Raw genomic sequence first — 18,756 nt, forward strand, 5'->3', positions numbered from 1 at the left:
CGTTCAAGTCGCTGGAGTTCGGTTCGGCGGGCACGCGGCGGTACGAGATCGCCGAACGCAATACGAAGGCCGAGGGAATTTCCTACGACGGTAGGGTTCATGATGTGACCGTGACTGTGTCCCTTGATTCATCAACCGGTATGTTGACCCCCCAGGTCGATTATGACGGCATGGGCGCAAATCCTCCGACGTTCGTCAATAGGTTTACCGCCGGGCCGCATTCGTCGGATTCCGGGGATCAGCATGGAGTGCCCCCCGCTGGTCGGGGCGGGCATCTCTCCTCGACCGGTGCGGGTGCCGTCGTGGCGTTCCTGGCTGTGGCCGCCATGCTGGTTCTTACGGGAACAACCTTGGCTCTCGTGTCCCGTCGGCGCTGAGCGATGGTTCTGCGAACGGAGATTCCACCAATGGTGTGATGTCCTGCACGGGTCCCTTCGGGGACCCGTCCTGCATTGAAGCACGCCCTCCTGAGGAAGTTGTTGTGGCCGGGTCCCAGTACGACTCATGTCGTCCTGCACTGTCAGACTGAAGCTGTGAATAGCCGCTGGAATGCCCCTATGGATAGAGCACTGGAGTTGGCTCGGATAGCCGGGAAGCATGGTGATGTGCCCGTCGGGGCGGTGGTGATCGGACCCGATGACCGTGTGGTCGGAGAGGGATTCAACCAGCGACAGATGCTTGGACATCCGTTCGCCCACGCAGAGCTGGAGGCGATGAGCCAGGCGGCATCCGTCGCAGCAGGGGTAAGTCTCTTGTCGGAGTCGTGGTCCGGTCCGGCCGACCATGAGAGGACGGGTGGACGCTCCTGTGCGGCTGAGCGGTTCGGTTCGCGCGGGGAACGATCATGGAATCTGCAAGGGTGCACTCTCGTTGTGACGCTCGAGCCGTGTCCCATGTGCGCCGGTGCCGTGCTCGCCTGTCATATTGGTCGTGTGGTATTCGGCTCCTGGGATCAGAAGGTGGGTGCCTGCGGCTCGGTCTGGGATCTCCTTCGGGATCCCCATGTCGGTGCGAGGCCAGAGGTCTTCGGCGGCGTTGAGGAGCGAGCCTGTACGGAACAACTGCAGTCCTTCTTCCGCTCCCTACGATGACCTGAGGACCTGTTACGCATCCGTCCAGCGACAGGTGTTGGTGGCACCGTGAAGATGAGCGGACGGAGCCTCGTCCTTGTGGCCGTCATCCCGGAGGTTGGCGGTCACTGATTCCCCCCCCCCCTACCGGCGTTTCCATACCCAGGAGTTCCGACCTCGTCCACTATATGGTCCCGATATGCATCAGGTGGTTGGACCTCTGCATACTTTCCTGTACGTCCACCGATAGTAGGTGCCGTAATGACCGCGGATCGGGTTTTGGGATTCAACACAATCAGCGGCCAGCCGGAAAGGTTTGGTGTACAGGATGAAATATGCGGTGATAGGTGCCGGAGCCATGGGATACAGGCTTGGCGTGCTCCTCCAGGAACAGGCTGGACAGCAGGTGGATTTTGTCGACACATGGATGCCCAACGTCGACAAGGTTCATGATCAGGGGGGTGTCTACGTATCGAGGGATCACGACAACCGACACCTGGTTCCTATCGATATCAGCACGCCCGAGGATTATCGGGGTGAACCCGATGTCTGGATCATCATGCTGAAGCAGATGCAGTTGGGGGAGGTGCTGGATAGATGCGCCCACCTTTTCCGGGATCACCAGGTCGTCTTCTCGGCCATGAATGGCTGGGGTCATTTCGACAGGATCCTCAAGTACTTTCCCAAGGAGAGAATCTACGGGGGAACTGCCATGATCGGTACGGTCCTGAATGGCCCCGGCGATGTGGACTTCATCGGCAAACCCGGTGCCGGCTCCATGCATGTCTGCGCCATGACCGAGAAGATCACCGATTTGGAGCGGCGGATGGCTGCTGACTTCAAGGCCGCCAACCTGAACCCCATGCTCACCGAGAACTTCGAGGGGACCTGTCTGGCCAAGATCATCTTCAACTCCGTGGTCAACACGATCTGCACCATGTACCAGATCACCATGGGCCAGTTCATCTCCTATCCTGGTGCCATGGACATGGCCAGGCAGCTGATTGACGAGGCCTATGACGCCTGTGAGCGTGCCGGCAAGCAGCTGATACAGACCCGGCAGGCCACCCTGGACGAGGTGGACTATGTCAGCCGTGTGAGCAACCCTCTCCATTACCCTTCCATGTACCAGGACATGTCGCGCGGGCGCCGGACCGAGGTGGACTACATCAACGGTTACATCGCCAGGCTCGGACGCGAGAACGACTATGTCTGCCGGACCCAGGAGTTCCTGACGCACGGCGTCCACCTGGCCGAATTGGCCTTCCAGGTCCACCACAAGGAGGCTGCCAGGTAGCGCCGGTCAAGTCCCCGTTGCCGCAAAGCCGTGGCGGATCCGAAGTCGTGGGTGTTGGCGCGCTGGTTTTCTTGCGAATTACTTTCCTTGAACAGGAAAACACGCCAGTGGAGACAAGTTAGCCGTGAGTCCATAGCATGGTCCCTGATTGTCAGTGTGCTCCCGATCAGTCCATGAGGGTCGGTCGGACCACAGGCTTGTGACGGAGGTGTCATGGACGTTCAGCAGGACAGGGCCAGGGAGGAGTCCTATCAGGGGGAATCGGCAGAGGGGGTGCCCCTGACCCTGGTATATATGGAGCGGGCCGGTACCGGTCTGGGGATACTCCTACCAGGTCCGGAGCTGCCGAGGATCGTGCACTGGGGCGGACCTGTGGCGGATCCGTCCGCCCTTCTCGGCTCCCAGGATGCACTGGCTCCTCAGCGGGTCTCCGGCGGCCTCGATCGGACCGCTTGGCCCAGCATCATGCCTACGCAGTCGGAAGCCTGGACCGGTGTTCCCAGGCTTGGCATCAGCCGTGAAGGGGTGGAGATCTTCTGCCGCTTCCAGGTTGAATCGACCGATCTGGATCAGGAAGTCCTCAGCCCCTTCGTCAAGCAGGGGGCCGATGACGATGGTGACTCGGATTCTGCCGATCTGCAGGCTTCCACCCTGACCGTCAAGGCCGTCGATACCGAGCAGCGGGTAGGGCTGATCTGGCGCTGCCAGCTTCTGGCATCAGGGCTGGTCCGTCAGCGGCTGGGCCTGACCAATCTCGATACCGGCCGGCCCCTGGTCGTCAATCGCCTGGAGCAGTGCTTTCCTCTGCCGCCGCGTGCCAGGGAAATCCTGACCACCACTGGCCACCACTTGCGTGAGCGTAGTCCGCAAAGACAGCCTCTGAATATTGGCCGCGTGGAACGGGCCACCCTGGTTGGTCGGCCCGATTTCGATTCTTCCCTCCTGTTCTGTGCGGGGACACCCGGTTTCAGCTTCGAAGGTGGGCGCGTATGGGCCGTCCACCTGGGTTGGAGTGGCAACGGCGAAATGAGCGCCGAACGTATCCCGTCAGCCCCGGTCCTGATTGGAGGCAGGGAGATTCTCATGGCCGGCGAAATGACCATCCCTCCTACGTCGGGTACCGGTCAGGAACCCTCTGCGTACACCTCGCCCTGGCTTTATGGTTCCTGGGGCCAGGGGCTGAACCAGGTAGCCCAGCGTTTCCATGCCCACCTGCGTTCCCTTCATCCGAGGTTCGCAACCCATCCCCGCCCGGTCACCCTCAACACCTGGGAGGCGGTCTACTTCGACCACTCCTACGAAAAGCTTGCGGCCCTGGCGGACAAGGCGGCCCGGGCCGGAGTGGAGCGTTTCGTGGTCGATGATGGCTGGTTCACCGGCAGGCGCTCGGATGAGTCGGGCCTCGGGGACTGGTCCATCGATGCCCAGGTATGGCCTCGGGGGCCGCGTGGACTCGAGGCCCTGGCCGCCCGGGTCCACCGGCTGGGAATGGAGTTCGGCCTCTGGTTCGAGCCGGAGATGATCAGTCCCGACTCGAGCGTTTTCCAAGACCATCCGGACTGGGTTCTGAAGCCGCTGGATTCACGTCTGCCTGTACAGGGTCGCAGCCAACAGGTCATGGATCTGACCAATCCGCAGGCCTACGACCACGTTTTCCGTGCCATGGATTCCCTGGTCTCCCTCCTGGGCATCGACTACATTAAATGGGACCATAATCGTTACGTCATCGAGGCGCGCTCACCTTACTCCGGCAGACCGGCGGTCCATGAGCAGACCGAGGCCGTTTACCGTATCATGCGCGACCTGAAAAGGCGGCATAAGGACCTGGAGATCGAGTCCTGCAGTTCTGGCGGGGGGCGTATCGACCTGGGGATCCTGGAATATGCCGACCGGGTCTGGGTCTCTGACTGTGTGGACCCGGTTGAGAGGGCTGATATTCAGCGTTATACCTCACTCCTGGTCCCCCCGGAGATGATGGGGGAGCATGTGGGTGATTCTCCGGCCCACTCGACAGGCAGGGCCACCTCCCTTCAGCTGCGTGCGGCCATGGCGTTCTTTGGGCACATGGGTGTTGAATGGGACCTGCTGAAGGTCCCTCAGGAGCAGATCGATGAACTCGGTCATTGGATTGCTGCCCATAAGGAACTACGCGATCTTTTCAGGACCGGGCGCGTGGTGCATGGGGATGACTTCGATCCGGCCGTCAGGCTCGACGGGGTGGTTGCGGTCGACGGTTCCAGGGCCGTCTACCGTTTCACTCAGCTGACCAGTTCGGTCAACTATCCGGCCCAGACCGTGGCCCTGCCCGGTCTGGTTTCCGAGGCGAACTACAGGGTCAGGCCTCTGGAGGTATGCAAATCCCTGGCCGCTGTCGGTAATGGGCAGAGTCCGCTGACCTGGTGGGAGGGTGAGGGTGCCGTGCTGCCCGGTGCCGTCCTTCTGGACCAGGGTCTGCGGCCTCCGATGATTCATCCCGCCGAGGCCGTGGTTTTCCGAGTGGAGCGCGTCTGACCGTTTTCTCGGACCGGCTGTTTTCGGCTCGTCGGTTCCCGCTTTCCGCTCGATGCGCCCGGTTCAAGGCCTCAATGGCGCTTTTCGCTTCGGTGGTGTCTTTGCCTCGGCGTCATTCGTCATGCTCCGCCGGCATCCGCCTACGTTTTCCGGACATATCCGGACGGGGAGTCATCAGACCCCGGCAGGGGCCATCAGGTAGGCGGCAATGGCCCTGGCAGCCGGTGCCTGTGCCCACTGGTTCCAGTCATCGTCGATTATCTGAAGACGGACTTCGGCCATCTGGCTGTGACGATAGGAGTCGATTCCCTTGCGGATGGATTCACCACACCGTTTCATCAGGTAGGAAGTCTCACCGCCGATCAGGATCTTCTCCGGAACGGCCACATTCGCCACCGCGGCGACCAGGACCCCCAGGCGGAACCCGGTCAGATTGAGGAGGGTGTTGGCCTGAGGCATATCCTGGTCCAGGTCGCAGATGAACTGGTCGATGGTTGCCGCTCGGCCTATCCTGCGTGAGTACTGTTCGACCAGGGAACCCGTGGTCAGGCACTGTGCGCAGCCCCGGTGACCCAGATAGCAGGTGGGACCGTCAGGATCCACCAGTTGATGACCGATCAGTCCGTATCCCTCGTCCGGGGAGGAAACGGGCATGCCATGCTCGGTCAGGGAATATCCGACTCCTGAACCGATGGTGACCAGGACGAACCTGTCCAGCCCGATTCCGGCACCGAACCAACCCTCATAGAGTGCCAGGGCATCAAGGTCGTTGAAGACCAGGCAGGGCAGGCCGCAGGCCTCCTCCATTGACGAGGCCAGATCCACATGCTCGCTCCATTGCAGGAAGGGTGCGTAGGTGATCACCCGGTTCCCCACTGCCCTTCCTCCCAGGGAGATGCCAAGCCCTGACGGTTCCGGTAGGCCCGCCTTCCCGATTTCGGCCATGCAACTCCGCACCAGCCTGGTCAGGACTGCCGTCACCGGGCCGGGCTCCCGGTGACGGATCTCCTCCCGATGCGGCTTCCCTACCGGTCGACAGGCCAGGTCGACGGCAATGGCCAGTGCCGTGCCGCCATGCAGGTTGATGCCGATGAAGGTCCTGGCATCATGCCGGATGACCAGGGCCTCCTGTGGTCTTCCCGCCCGTGGTCGAGGTCTGCTCGGCGTGACGCCGTCGGATTCCTCTCCGGTTTCCCTCCGGTCCACCTTCGTGGCCGGAAGAAGCCCCTTGGCCTCTATGACCCCACGGTGCGTCAGATCGTTGGTGATGCGCGACACCGCACCCTGTGTCAGATTGAAGCGTCGCGCCAGCGCCACTCGTGAGATGGGCCCGTGTTTCAAGACGTCGATTGCTATCCTGTGCGTAAAGGTGGAGGCGTTGAACCATGTGGGGAAGGGCCGGTGCGTCCCGGTCCCATCCGGGTTGAGCGATTGATCGACCGAGGTATTCATGGATCCTCTTTTCGCCTGTCCTGCCGCTTTCCATTCATGGTAGACCTGATTACTTTCCGAATGAAAGGAACTCGCCGGAGGTGGGAATTAAATGCCGCCGTCCCTATGCTGGGCCGCAGGATTTCCGAGGTCGCTGATGCCCATATGAATGGTAAAGGAGCCGTATATGTCTTATGCACACGGTGGCGGACGATCCGGGGTTGACCCCTGGGATCCCCCCACGCTCACCAAGCGGATGCTGACCTGGTTGAAAGCCGTCCTGGCCGCCGTTCTGGCCGCCGTGACGGTTGCGGCCACGGCCGGTTGCGGATCCACCGGGACCGGAGTGGTCACGCTGGATTTCTTCCAGTTCAAGTTCGAGGCCGCCGACCAGTTCAAGGCCATGGTTGCCCAGTTCGAAAGGGAGAATCCTGACATCAGGGTCAAAATCAACAACTCGGCCGACTCCCAGACCGACCTGCGCACCCGTCTGGTCAAGAACAGGGTACCCGACGTGGTCACCTTCAATGGTGACATCAGCTTCGGCATGTTCGCAGCTTCAGGTGTCTTCCATGACTTCACCGATGACCCTCTGGTCAAGGACCTCAACCCCGGCATGGTCTCCATAGCCAGGAACCTGGTTCAGACCAAGGATCCCAAGGCCAAGCGCCTCTATGGTCTCCCCTTCGCCGGCAACGCCAGCGGCTATATCTACAACAAGGCCCTTTGGCGCCGGGCCGGTGTGGACCCCGAGAACCCGCCCCGCACCTGGTCGGAGTTCACGGCCATGCTCGACAGGTTCAAGGACCAGGGCATCGAACCCGTCCAGGCCACCCTCTCGGATTCCTGGACCACCCAGGCCCCCTTGGCATCCCTGGCAGGAACCATGGTCCCGGAAAACAGGTATGCGGAACTGCTGACCGGAAAGACCGATTTCAGGGCCATCTGGTCCGACCCTGCCGAAAGGGAGGTGGAGCTCTTCAGTCATTCCACCGGTGACAAGGGCGTGACCTATCAGCAGGGCACCCAGAACATGGCCAACGGCAGGGTGGCGGTCCTGCCCTTGGGTACATATGCCATTCCCCAGATCAGGATGATCAATCCCAACGCCGATCTGGGATTCGCGCAGATGCCGGCCAACGACTCCCCCTCCGATCAGATCCTCACGGCAGGCGACGATGTGATGCTGACCATGGGTGCCACCACCAGCCATCCCAAGGAGGCCATGAGGCTGATCCGTTACCTGATGCAGCCTGAACAGCTGCGCACCTATGCCAAGGCGCAGACCGCCTTCGTGCCCACCAGGAATGTAGAGGCCGGAGATCCGGCGCTGAACGGGGTCCTGCCCTTCTTCCGTGCGAACAGGCTGGCGGATTTCTGTGATCACTACATTCCCTCATCCATCAACATCGGCGGATACCTGCAGACCATGGTGACCAAGGGTGACATCAATGGGTTCATCGATTCCATGCAGGCCGAGTGGGACAAGGTACAGGCAAGGAACTTCCAATGAAAGGCCAGAATTCAGACATGAAACAGTCCAAGCCGGGCAAGGGGGGCTTCTCTGATCGGAAGGTCGATAGGGCCTTCTACTGGATGGCCGTCCCCGCCGCCCTGATCTTCACCCTCTTCCTCTACGTGCCCTTCATCCAGGGCGTGGCATACTCCTTCACCAACTCCCAGGGGTATGGCAAGTTCGCATGGATCGGTTTTAAGAACTACTGGGCCCTCTTCCGGGACGGGCGTGTGGGACATGCATACATCTTCACCTTCCTGATTGCCGTTGTGATCACCGTCCTGGTGAACTTCATAGCGCTCTTCATCTCCGTTGCCCTGAACGGGAAAATCGCCTTCAAGAAGGGGTTCAGGGCCATCTACTTCATTCCGTACACCCTTTCGGTGCTGGTGATCGGGTATGTTTTCAAGTACATCTTCATGACGCCCCTGCCGGCTTTGGGCCAGGCTCTGCACATCGGCTGGCTTTCTCAGTCACTCCTGACCAGCGAGCGGTACGCATGGATACCGATCGTCTTCCTCTCGGTCTGGCAGGCCGTGGCCTATTCCACACTGATCTATCTGGCCGGTCTGCAGACCATTGACACCGAGGTCTATGAGGCCGCCGCCATCGACGGGGCGAACGCCTGGCAGTCCTTCTGGAAGATCACCTTCCCCCTGATTGGCGCCTTCTTCACGATCAATCTGGTCCTGACCCTGAAGAACGCCTTCAACACCTTCGACCAGGTGGTGGCCCTGACGGCGGGCGGGCCGGATTCCAAGACCGAAACGGTCACCTATCTGATCTACAAGGGGGGTCTGACCGGCGGCGAGTATGCATACCAGACGGCCAACGCCGTCATGTTCTTCATCGTCCTGGCCGTCATCGCATTCATCCAGTTGGGTATTTCCAGAAGAGGAGAGAAGGTCTGAGATGAGCCAGACAAAACAGATCGGATCACCGGACATGTCACGATCCTCATCCGGGCCACTCCCGCATAGGAGCGCTTTCGAGATCAGGCTGCACAACATCAATTGGTGGCTGACGGCCGTCGTGGCCGTCCTTTCCCTGACCATTCTGGTGCCACTCTACTTCACGGTGGTCACGGCCCTGAAGACCCCGGCCGAGGCCGGCACCTTCAGTCTGCCCACATCCTGGCAGTGGCACAATTTCGTTGATGCCTGGAACAAGGTCAACTACCCCAAGGCGGCTCTGAATTCGGGCATCGTCACGGTCTGCGCGGTGGTCATCACCCTGCTGACCAACACCTTCGTGGCCTACGCGGTGGCCAGGAACATGGACAAGCGCTTCTTCCGCTTCCTCTACTACTTCTTCATCGCGGCCATGTTCGTCCCCTTCCCGGTGGTCATGCTCCCCATCGCCAAGCAGTTCGGCAGCTGGCACATGGACAACGTCATCGGTCTGATCCTCCTGTACGTGGTGCTGGGTCTGGGCACCAACCTTTTCATCGCCACCGGATTCATCAGGTCCATCCCGACGGCCCTGGAGGAGGCGGCCAGACTTGACGGAGCCGGGACCTGGCGGATCTTCTGGACCATCATCTTCCCTCTGATGGGACCGATCAACGCCACCATCGCCATCACCACGGCTCTCTGGGCCTGGAACGATTTCCTCCTGCCCCTGATCGTCCTGACCGACCAGTCCAGTCAGACCATCCCCCTGGCCCAGTACGTGTTCAGCTCGCAGTTCGCCACCAATTACCCGATGGCCTTCTCCAGCTATCTGATGGCACTGGCCCCGATCCTGATCGTCTACCTCTTCGCGCAGAAGTGGGTGATCAGCGGCGTCATGCGGGGTGCCGTGAAGTAATCGATTCCCGACTGATGCCCCGGCCCTCCATCCATTCGGAGCGGTCGGGGTCTTATCGGGTCTGCCGGTCCGGTGCCGATGCTTGCACACCGACCTGTCTGATCATTCCAAGCCGAGCCGAAACTTCCCTTATAGTGGGAACCACCGTACAAAGAAGTTCCTTGAATCCAGCGTATGGAAGGAAGACCATGACCCAGGAAGAGCGTGCCCAGCTGCCCGATTCGATACGGACCAACGGAGCCACCCCCAACCCCTGGTGGACCAATGCCGTGGTCTACCAGATCTACCCGCGATCCTTTCAGGACACCAACGGGGACGGTTACGGCGACCTGCCTGGCATCACTCAACGCCTGGATTACCTGGCCGATCTGGGTGTGGATGTGATCTGGCTCAGCCCGGTCTACCGGTCACCCCAGGACGACAACGGGTATGACATCTCCGACTACCAGGACATCGATCCGATCTTCGGCACCATGGACGACATGGATGAACTTGTAGAGGAGGCTCACCGGCGCGGGATCAAGGTGGTCATGGACCTGGTGGTCAACCACACCTCTGACGAGCATGCATGGTTCCAGGCCTCCCGCAATCCCGACGATCCCCATGCCGACTGGTACTGGTGGCGTCCCGCCCGGGCCGGTCATGAGGCGGGAACCCCTGGTGCCGAACCCAATCGGTGGGGGTCATACTTCGGTGGCTCCGCCTGGGAATACGATTCCCGACGCGGAGAATACTATCTTCATCAGTTCTCGAAGAAACAGCCTGATCTGAACTGGGAAAACCCTCAGGTCCGGCAGGCCGTCTACCGGATGATGAACTGGTGGATGAATCGGGGCATCGACGGTTTCCGCATGGACGTGATCGTCATGATTTCCAAGACGGTCGATGACCAGGGGCGTCTACCCGGGGAAGAGGGGTCGACCCTCCGGGACGGTCCGGTCGGACCGGAGGGGTATTCCTCGCCCGTGCCCTTCTGTGTGGACGGTCCCAGGCTGGAGGAGTACCTCAAGGAGATGCGTCGCGAGGTCTTCGAGGGCCGTCAGGGATACCTGACCGTGGGGGAGGCCCCGGATCTTTCACCCCGGCGAAGCGGGGTCATCACCGACCCGGCCAACCGCGAACTGGATATGCTCTTCCTCTTTACCCAGACCAGTATCGATACCGATGGGAGCAAGTGGGAGATCCGTCCATTCCAGGTCGGCAGGCTTAAGGAGGCCATGGGCCGGCAACAGGCGGCCGTGGCCAAGGCGGGCTGGGCCAGCCTGTACTTCGACAACCATGACCAACCCCGCATCGTCTCCCGCTGGGGTGACACCTCAACCGAGGAGCTACGGGTCCGATCCGCCAAGGCCCTCGGTCTCCTTCTGCACATGCATAGGGGCACCCCCTACATCTACCAGGGCGAGGAACTGGGTATGACCAACGCCGGCTTCACCAGGCTGGACCAGTACCGGGACCTCGAATCCATCAACCTCTACCACCAGCGGGTTGACCAGGCCCACGAGCAGAGTCCGGAATCCATGATGGCGGCACTGGCCTATATGAGCCGCGACAACGCCCGAACCCCCATGCAGTGGGATTCCACCAAGTTTGCCGGGTTCACCGCCTCCTACGCCCCCGAGGAACCCTGGCTGGCGGTCAATCCCAACCATGACAGGATCAATGCCAAGGTCGAGCTGCGGGACCGGGACTCGGTCCTGGCCTTCTACCGGGAACTGATCCACCTGCGCCACACCAACCCGGTGGTCGCCGCCGGAGACTTCTCCCTCCTGGATCCGCAAGCTGAACAGATCTATTCCTTCACCCGGGCCCTGGACCAGGCGCCGGAGTCCAAATCCGGCCCCGAGGCCAGGAGTGCTCTGGATGCCATGCCCTGCAAACGCCTTCTGGTCGTGGTCAACCTGAGCAGCCAACCGGCGGCTCTGCCTCCGCAGACCGCCACTCTCCTGGGTGTGGACCAGTCCGCTTCGACCTCCATATCCCTTGGGGCCGTCGACGTGGATCGGATCCTGATCTCCACCTACCAGCCCGAGCAGACCGTCGGTTCCCTCCTGACCGGCCGACTGGCTCCCTGGGAAGGCTTCGTCTACCTCCTCTAAGGCCTGGCTGCCCAACCCTGAATGGACCATCCTGTGGCGGCCACCCGCCCTTGCGGCTACAGTGGAAATATATGTCGTGTCCTTTCGCCAGTCGGCCCCTGATGGCTGGGCCGGACAAAAGAGGCACGACCAGCAGGCCGGCATTGGTCCGGCAGGCCCGTATAGGAGGGTGGGGCTGTATATGTCTCGTTTGATTATCGTTTCCAACCGTCTTCCCATGTCCTTGGAGGCCGCTGAGGACGGCTCCTACACACTGCGGCAGAATGTGGGTGGCCTGGCCACCGCCATCGGCCCCTACCACCGCTCCCACAAGGACTGTCTCTGGATCGGCTGGAGCGGGATTGACCCCGGGCAGTACTCGGACCATGAGCTGCAGGACATACGCAAGGCCTACAGCGAAAGCAGGTGTATTCCCATCTTTCTGAGCAAGGAGGAGCTCAAGGGGTACTATGCGGGCTTCTCCAACAACACTCTCTGGCCCCTCTTCCATGATTTCTCCCATGAGGCCGTCTTCAGGCAGCAGGACTGGGACATGTATCGCAAGGTCAACATGCGCTTCGCCCAGGTGGTGGAGCCACTGATGCGCAAGGGCGACACGATCTGGGTCCAGGACTACCACCTGATGCTCCTGCCCAAGATGCTTCGTGAGCGTTACCCCGACGCCTCGATCGGCTGGTTCCTCCACGTCCCCTTCCCCAGTGCCGAGATTTTCCGCTCCCTGCCCTGGAGCCGTGAGATCCTGGAGGGGGTCCTGGGGGCCAACCTGATCGGCTTCCACACCGTGGACTTCTCGGCCAGCTTCCTGGCCTCCCTCCACCGCCTTCTGCCGGAGCTTCCGGTCAATATGGACGGGGTGGTCGAGATGCCCGATGGGCACCGAGCCGCCATCGACGCCTTCCCGATCGGTATCGACTACAACCTCTACAGCAGGACGGCCCGGTCCAGCCTGGCCAGGGCCATGCGCCGGGGAATCGATGAGGCCTGCGGCAAGTCGCCACGTCACCGGTATCGGACCTCGGTCACCGCCGAAGGGGTGGCGGCCACGGAGGCAGGCATCTCCGACAGCAACTGGTGGAGCCACTACATCAACGAGGACATCCCCGAGACCACCCTGGCCAAGCAGGCGGCCTCTTCCATCGAGAGCAGGTCCAACAAGGTCATCGTCTCCGTGGACAGGCTGGACTACACCAAGGGGTTGCCCGAACGCCTCCAGGCCTTTGGCTGCATGCTCGACAAGTATCCCGAGTGGATAGGCCACGTGACCTACTACCTCCTGGCCACCCCTTCGCGTGAGAACGTCAAGTCCTACCAGCGCCTCAAGGACCAGGTGGATCAGCTGGTGGGCGAAATCAACGGAAAGTACTCCCTTCTGGCCTGGACCCCCATCCACTACATCACCCGCTCCCTCTCGATCAAGCCGGTCTGCGGCATCTACACCGCAGGTGACGTGGCCCTGGTCACCCCCCTGAGGGACGGGATGAACCTGGTGGCCAAGGAGTACCTGGCCTGCCATGACGGTCGTGACGGCGCCCTGGTCCTGTCGGACATGTGCGGAGCCGCGGACGAGCTGACCGATGCCTTCGTCGTCAACCCCTACGACATCGATATGGTCTGTGAGGCCCTCCACAACGCTCTGGAGATCTCCCCCGAGGAATCCCGCCGCCGTAATATCCGTATGCAGGCCAGGCTGAAGGTTCGCACAGCTGCCAACTGGTGCACTTCCTTCCTGGAGACCCTCAAGCAGGTCTCCACGCCAGGTATGACCGACAAGAGGTTCAGGATGGACCACCATAACGAAATCGTCAGGCAGTGGGACAAGGCCAGCCGTCGCCTGATCCTGTGCGACTATGACGGAACCCTGACCCCCCTGGTGCGCAAGCCCGAGCGGGCCAAGCCCACCAGGGCCCTTTGCAGGCTCCTGACCCAGGTCGGTTCCGACCCCAACGTCGACCTGATCCTGGTCTCCGGGAGGAGCCATCAGATCATGGAGGACTGGTTCAGCCAGCTTCCGGTGGGCCTGATCGCCGAGCACGGTGCCTGGTGCAAGAACTGCCCCGGACAGGACAAGGGGGTCTGGGAGCGTGCCAAGGGTCTGCCGGATTCGGACACCTGGCAGAAGGTCATCAGGCCCATCATGGACCTGTCGACGGAACGGGTGCCGGGCTCTTTCGTCGAGAGCAAGTCGGATGCCGTAGCCTGGCATTACCGGATGAGCGATGCCAAGGTGGCCGACAAGGAGCGCGAGGATCTCCTGCAGCGGTTGCGCCGTGTGGTCGTCGGGCTGGGGCTGATGATCATGGAGAACTCCAAGGTCGTCGAGGTGACCCCGGTCGCCACCAGCAAGGGCCAGGCCGTTCTCCCCCTGATTTCCAGCGGGGACTATGACTTCATGATGGCGCTGGGCGATGATGACACCGATGAGACCATGTTCGCCGTCATGCCGGAGTCGGGATGGACCCTCAAGATCGGCCCCGGTCAGACCAAGGCGAGGCTGCGGGTCGAGGACCCGGTGGCCGTCAATCTCCTTCTGGCCGACCTGGCCGCAGGTGTGGCCCGGGACCCTGCCGATGGCGGACCCACCTCCGCCCGCTTTGCCGATGACCATACCATCGTCGACGATGCGGCCGCCCGACCCTCTGCCCGGAAGAGGGGCTGAGCGTCTCATCTCGCCAGGAATCCCCGGTGGGCTGCGTCGACCAGGTCGCCGACGTGGCCAGCCGAGGATTTCGTGTATCTCCCCGTCCTCCAGGTTCGACCATGTCCAGCATGTTGACACCGGCTCGTCAGGAGGGGACGGCACGGGAATAATGATGGAACATGGATACGAACGAAGTCGATCTTGACCTGAAGGCGGATCATGCCGCCGACCTGCACGAGGCCGCCAAACGACTGGAAGGTGTGGCCAGGCGCACCCGAATCGAACATTCGCAGGAGCTCAGCGACCGGGTGGGGTACAGGGTCATGCTCAAACCCGAGAACCTCCAGCTGACCGGTTCCTTCAAGGTTCGCGGTGCCTACAACAAGATCGCCTCCCTCCCTCAGGAGGACCTGGACCGGGGAATCATCACCGCCTCGGCCGGCAACCACGCCCAGGGTGTGGCCTTCGCCTCCAGGCACCGCGGGGCCCGCGCCACCATCGTCATGCCCCAGATCACCCCGCCCCTCAAAGTGGATGCCACCAGGTCCCTGGGCGCCGAGGTGGTCCTTGAGGGGAACGTTTTCGATGAGAGCTTCGACTATGCCCGCAAGCTGGCCGACGAGAGGGGGATGACCTTCGTTCACCCCTTCGACGACTACCAGGTCCTTTGCGGGCAGGGCACCATCGCCATGGAGATCCTGGATGATGTTCCTGACGTGACGGACATCGTGGTCCCCCTTGGCGGTGGCGGCCTGGGTGCCGGGGTCGCGCTCGCGGTCAAGACCTTCAGGCCTGATGTCAGGGTCATCGGAGCCACGCCGGTCGGGTCACCGGCCTGGCGTGAGTCCCTGACCGCCGGCAGGGTGGTGGCGGCCGACCAGGTCAGCACGGCAGCCGAGGGCGTTGCCGTCAAACGGCCCGGCGACCTGGATTATGCCCTTCTGAGTCGGTACATGGATGACCTGGTCCAGGTCACCGAGAGCGACATATCCGAGATGATCCTCTTCATGCTGGAAAAGCACAAGCTGGTGGTCGAGGCCGCAGGGGCCGTTTCCTTGGCTGCCCTGGGCCAGTTGGAACTCCAGTCGGATGTCTTCCGTTCCGCCGCCGGACCCCATGTGGTGGTCCCCATCATCTCGGGCGGCAACATTGACACGGTCACCATAGGTGCCGTTATCCAACGGGGGATGATCTCCCGTGGCCGTATCATGCAGTTCGGTGTCGAGCTTCCCGATACGCCCGGCCAGCTGGTCCAGGTCGCCACGGTTCTGGCCAACCTGCGTGCCAACGTGATCGAGCTCAACCATGACCAGTTCAAGTCCTCCGGCCACTACGAGAACGGCGTCCTCCTGGAGGTGACCGTCGAAACCAACGGCCCCGACCACATCACCCAGATCCTGGACACCCTGCGTAGCCAGGGATTCCAGGTCCACCAGAATTACTGAGGCCCTTTCAGGTTCACGGGGAAGGGGTTCCCATGCCTGTGAACCTTTGTGTGCCTGTTATCGTTCCTCCGCGAATCGGATGTTCGGATTTCTTGCGGCACTGTATGCACCTGCCTATGGTTCCCTTGGAGAAAGAAGCAATGGTGCCCTATGCGGCCTCCTGATTCGCTGAGATGGTCTCGTCCACCAACTGCGGCAGGGCCGTCTCTATCGGCTCATGAATCAGTCGGGTGGCCAGGGAATCATACTGGGTCCGCCCCAGATTCATGATGGTGATGGGCACGCCCGCCTGCGACGCCACCGGCACCAAGGAGGCAGCAGGGAAGACCTCCAGGGTTGAGCCGATCACCCAGAATTCGTCGGCGCCAGTGACCAGTCGCATGCTTTTTTCCATGGCCCCCTCGGGCAGGGCCTGGCCGAAATAGACAACATCAGTTTTGATGATGCCGTCGCAGGGCATGTTCCCCTGGTAAGGCATACGTTTGTGGCAGTGCGGATCCGGCTCCTCGTCCAACCTGTCCATAATGTCGGCCGTCTGGTATTCCTGGCCGCACTTCATACAGTGCGAGGTGCCGATGGTCCCGTGAAGGTTCACGATCACCTGGTCGGAGTTGCCAGCCTTTTCATGGAGGGCATCAAAATTCTGGGTGGCCAGGAGGACCAGCAGCCCGGCTTTCTCCAGCCTGGCCAGCGCCTTGTGGGCCACTCCGGGCTGGGCCCTCCAGACCGGCGACTCCTTCTGCCAATGCCAGGAGTACTCCCGGGCCTGCTTGTCGCTCATGAAGAGGTCCAGGTCGTACACGCTGGTCTGATCGGGATGCTTGGTCCAGACACCGTCAGGTCCACGGAAGTCCGGAATCCCTGCCGAGGTTGAAATACCCGCGCCGGTCAGTACTGCGATCTTCTTGCTCATACCCCTGTCTTACCATGCGGATGTGTACGCGTCCCACTGTGTGCCTGGGCATCCTCGACGATCCATACCTGAGGGGCTTACCCTGGGTGGTCGTCCTGTGCAGGCTCAGGCCTGGGCCCTGTCCGTCCCCAGGGTGCGAATTGGCCTCGGTAAGCAGGGTCAAATATCGTGCATATCCGGAACCGTTGTCCGAAGAATGGGCTGAGTCGATACCGTTGGACCTGCCATACGGTACGCGGTTATGTCTGAGCTCTCTACTGCTTTGGCCCTCAGGTTCAATACCCTGAGCCATGATAATCCACCATGCAGAAGTCGGGTTTTCCGTTTCCGACACTGTTCTGGCCACTTGTTTTTGACGAAACCCAGGAAGGCTGCGACCGCACTTCTGCCCGGGGTCGTACATTGCCCAAACCGGTCAGGCTCCGGGCCGTTGTGAGAGTCATGACGGGTCCGACAGGAGCACCGGAAAACAGTGAGAAGCGCGGGCCGCTTCACCCGTAGAGCAATCATCATCATCGTGGCCGGCTGTCTGGGAGGCGGATGGGTGTGTACATGGCGGGCCCATGCCTCCGCCTTGGAGGACTGCCAACAGTCGACAAGGCGGACAGTCATCCATCGCCTCCTGCAGGAAGCACCCGGGGGAGGCGGAGCGCCAGGCCAAGTCGGTCCCCAGGGCGACGTCTGCGACGTCAGGGTCATCAACGCGGCGACGAAGCCGACCAGGGACGTAAAGCCGGTCACCCTGCCGTCCTGCCCCGCCGAGGCTTCCAGGGGCGACCTGGAAGAAGCCGGGCCGAGGCCGACCGGACCGCCCGGGACACGTCCGGGGCCGACGGGAACATCAAGACCGCCTCGGCCGCACTGACCGCCGACGAGTGCAGGACCGTCGAGGCCCACCTGGACCAGATCATCACCAGTGCCGACCGGACCAACAACATCAAGGCCGTCAACGGCTCCAAGAACGCCAAGGATCCGAAGCCGCGTCCCTGCCGCCGCCCAGGCGCCAACAGGCGGCTGCACCGGCGGCAGGTATTCGGGCGGCGGGAACCGCGGACCTCCGGTTGCGGATCCCCACCCGGCTACACACCTCCTGCAGGTGGCAATGGCGGCGCTAATGGCGGCTGCACCACTGCACCCCATCATAAGCTCGCACAAGAGGACAACAATATGGCGCATCATTATGCATGCGTCATGCATCCTGATATCACTTCAGATTGCTGAAACACAGAATGACAACGGCCCGGATCGCACAGGTTCATCAGTGCGCCGGACCGTTCATTTTTGCTGCCTCAGAACCCTGTCGCCTCTGGGGCGGCTTTGCATGTACCTGAGCCTCGAGGTATGGGGGCTCCGGATTCGATGAAGAGCGAGGTTCCCGGCGGGACTGTTCCTCCTCCACTTTCCGAGGGGCCTGGCCGGCCATTTTCTTGAGCTCCGCCATCATCCCTCTCCGCCCCGATTCCGGCTTCTCTTGACCGCCTTAGCGGCCCTGATAATGTGCCGGTCGTCCGGCTACCTGCTCCGTTTCCTGCGCGCCTTATCCGCCCGCGCAACCGGTCGATGCGCCTGGCCAGGTTATCCTTGGTCCGTGTCGTCATTGTTCGCACCTCGTCCCTGTCCGGTTGCTCTTTCCGGCTTCGCATCCAGACCTGTTCGAGGATGTACATCCTCGATGCGGTTGCGAGTCGGACGGGATACAGAACGTCTCATGGTCAGGAGCACTTGGAATCCGAGCTTCCTGATGGGTGGCCCTGCTCAAGCCGACCGTTTGCATCGGTATCGAAGGTGTCAGAACTCATCGATCACGCGTGAGCGAGATGAGAGAAAAAGCGACACGCCGACCACAATGTTGGAATCACTTGATTCTGATGTCAATCCTGCGACATCGATTTGCGCAATTGCCAGGTCGTGGTAGATTTATCTCTTGCTGCTCAACACGGCGTTTCCTCTTCTCAGGATGAGTTGATTCGCTTGTTGGTGTGGTGGTGGTTTGAGAACTCAAGAGCGTGTTTGTGCTACTTTATAGC

At 61.5% G+C, this 18,756-nt stretch carries 12 protein-coding genes; 10 read left to right on the plus strand and 2 right to left on the minus strand.

The genetic code is table 11. The features are described 5' to 3' along the window. From Q0K62_RS06805 to Q0K62_RS06820, 4 genes are all read left to right on the plus strand, one after another. Nucleotides 1-377 (plus strand): FctA domain-containing protein (locus Q0K62_RS06805; RefSeq protein WP_297317223.1); only part of this gene is annotated, 377 nt, incomplete at its 5' end. Nucleotides 378-557: 180 nt separating this feature from the next. Continuing rightward, a complete protein-coding gene (locus Q0K62_RS06810) occupies nt 558-1,091 on the plus strand; it encodes a nucleoside deaminase (protein WP_297317224.1) in 534 nt (177 codons plus the stop codon). Between the two features lie 298 nt (nt 1,092-1,389). Next, nucleotides 1,390-2,367 (plus strand): ketopantoate reductase family protein, encoded by a 978-nt coding sequence (locus Q0K62_RS06815; RefSeq protein ID WP_297317225.1) that lies wholly within the window; start codon nt 1,390-1,392, stop codon nt 2,365-2,367. 213 nt (nt 2,368-2,580) lie between these two features. Beyond that, nucleotides 2,581-4,878, plus strand: a complete 2,298-nt coding sequence (locus Q0K62_RS06820) for an alpha-galactosidase (RefSeq protein ID WP_297317226.1) — start codon at nt 2,581-2,583, stop codon at nt 4,876-4,878. Nucleotides 4,879-5,052: 174 nt separating this feature from the next. Here the strand turns inward: Q0K62_RS06820 and Q0K62_RS06825 are convergent, their stop codons facing one another. Next, nucleotides 5,053-6,330 carry an ROK family transcriptional regulator gene (locus tag Q0K62_RS06825; protein ID WP_297317227.1) on the minus strand — a complete coding sequence of 426 codons (1,278 nt, stop codon included), beginning with the start codon at nt 6,328-6,330 and terminating at the stop codon, nt 5,053-5,055. 235 nt (nt 6,331-6,565) lie between these two features. Here Q0K62_RS06825 and Q0K62_RS06830 point away from each other — a divergent pair, with 235 nt between their 5' ends. The 6 genes from Q0K62_RS06830 (at nt 6,566) to ilvA (ending at nt 15,816) form a co-directional block, all read left to right on the plus strand. Then, complete coding sequence (locus Q0K62_RS06830) at nt 6,566-7,822, plus strand: extracellular solute-binding protein (RefSeq protein ID WP_297317233.1); 1,257 nt, start codon at nt 6,566-6,568, stop codon at nt 7,820-7,822. After that, complete coding sequence (locus Q0K62_RS06835) at nt 7,819-8,736, plus strand: sugar ABC transporter permease (protein ID WP_297317228.1); 918 nt, start codon at nt 7,819-7,821, stop codon at nt 8,734-8,736. Before Q0K62_RS06830 ends, Q0K62_RS06835 begins: the two co-directional genes overlap by 4 nt. Before the next feature lie 34 nt (nt 8,737-8,770). Then, the gene (locus tag Q0K62_RS06840) at nt 8,771-9,634 is read left to right on the plus strand and encodes a carbohydrate ABC transporter permease (protein WP_297317234.1); all 864 of its coding nucleotides are present in this window, start codon (nt 8,771-8,773) and stop codon (nt 9,632-9,634) included. Between the two features lie 188 nt (nt 9,635-9,822). Next, nucleotides 9,823-11,733, plus strand: coding sequence for an alpha-glucosidase (locus tag Q0K62_RS06845; RefSeq protein ID WP_297317229.1), 1,911 nt, complete (start codon nt 9,823-9,825; stop codon nt 11,731-11,733). Between the two features lie 181 nt (nt 11,734-11,914). Continuing rightward, complete coding sequence (locus tag Q0K62_RS06850) at nt 11,915-14,389, plus strand: bifunctional alpha,alpha-trehalose-phosphate synthase (UDP-forming)/trehalose-phosphatase (protein ID WP_297317230.1); 2,475 nt, start codon at nt 11,915-11,917, stop codon at nt 14,387-14,389. A 161-nt stretch (nt 14,390-14,550) separates the two neighbouring features. Further along, nucleotides 14,551-15,816, plus strand: coding sequence for a threonine ammonia-lyase (gene ilvA, locus Q0K62_RS06855; RefSeq protein ID WP_297317231.1), 1,266 nt, complete (start codon nt 14,551-14,553; stop codon nt 15,814-15,816). Nucleotides 15,817-15,964: 148 nt separating this feature from the next. On the opposite strand, the gene Q0K62_RS06860 is transcribed toward ilvA, so the two are convergent. After that, nucleotides 15,965-16,729 carry a Sir2 family NAD-dependent protein deacetylase gene (locus Q0K62_RS06860; RefSeq protein WP_297317232.1) on the minus strand — a complete coding sequence of 255 codons (765 nt, stop codon included), beginning with the start codon at nt 16,727-16,729 and terminating at the stop codon, nt 15,965-15,967. Nucleotides 16,730-18,756: the final 2,027 nt, after the last annotated feature.

The organism is uncultured Bifidobacterium sp. (assembly GCF_945269915.1).
Lineage (GTDB): Bacteria > Actinomycetota > Actinomycetes > Actinomycetales > Bifidobacteriaceae > Bombiscardovia > Bombiscardovia indica.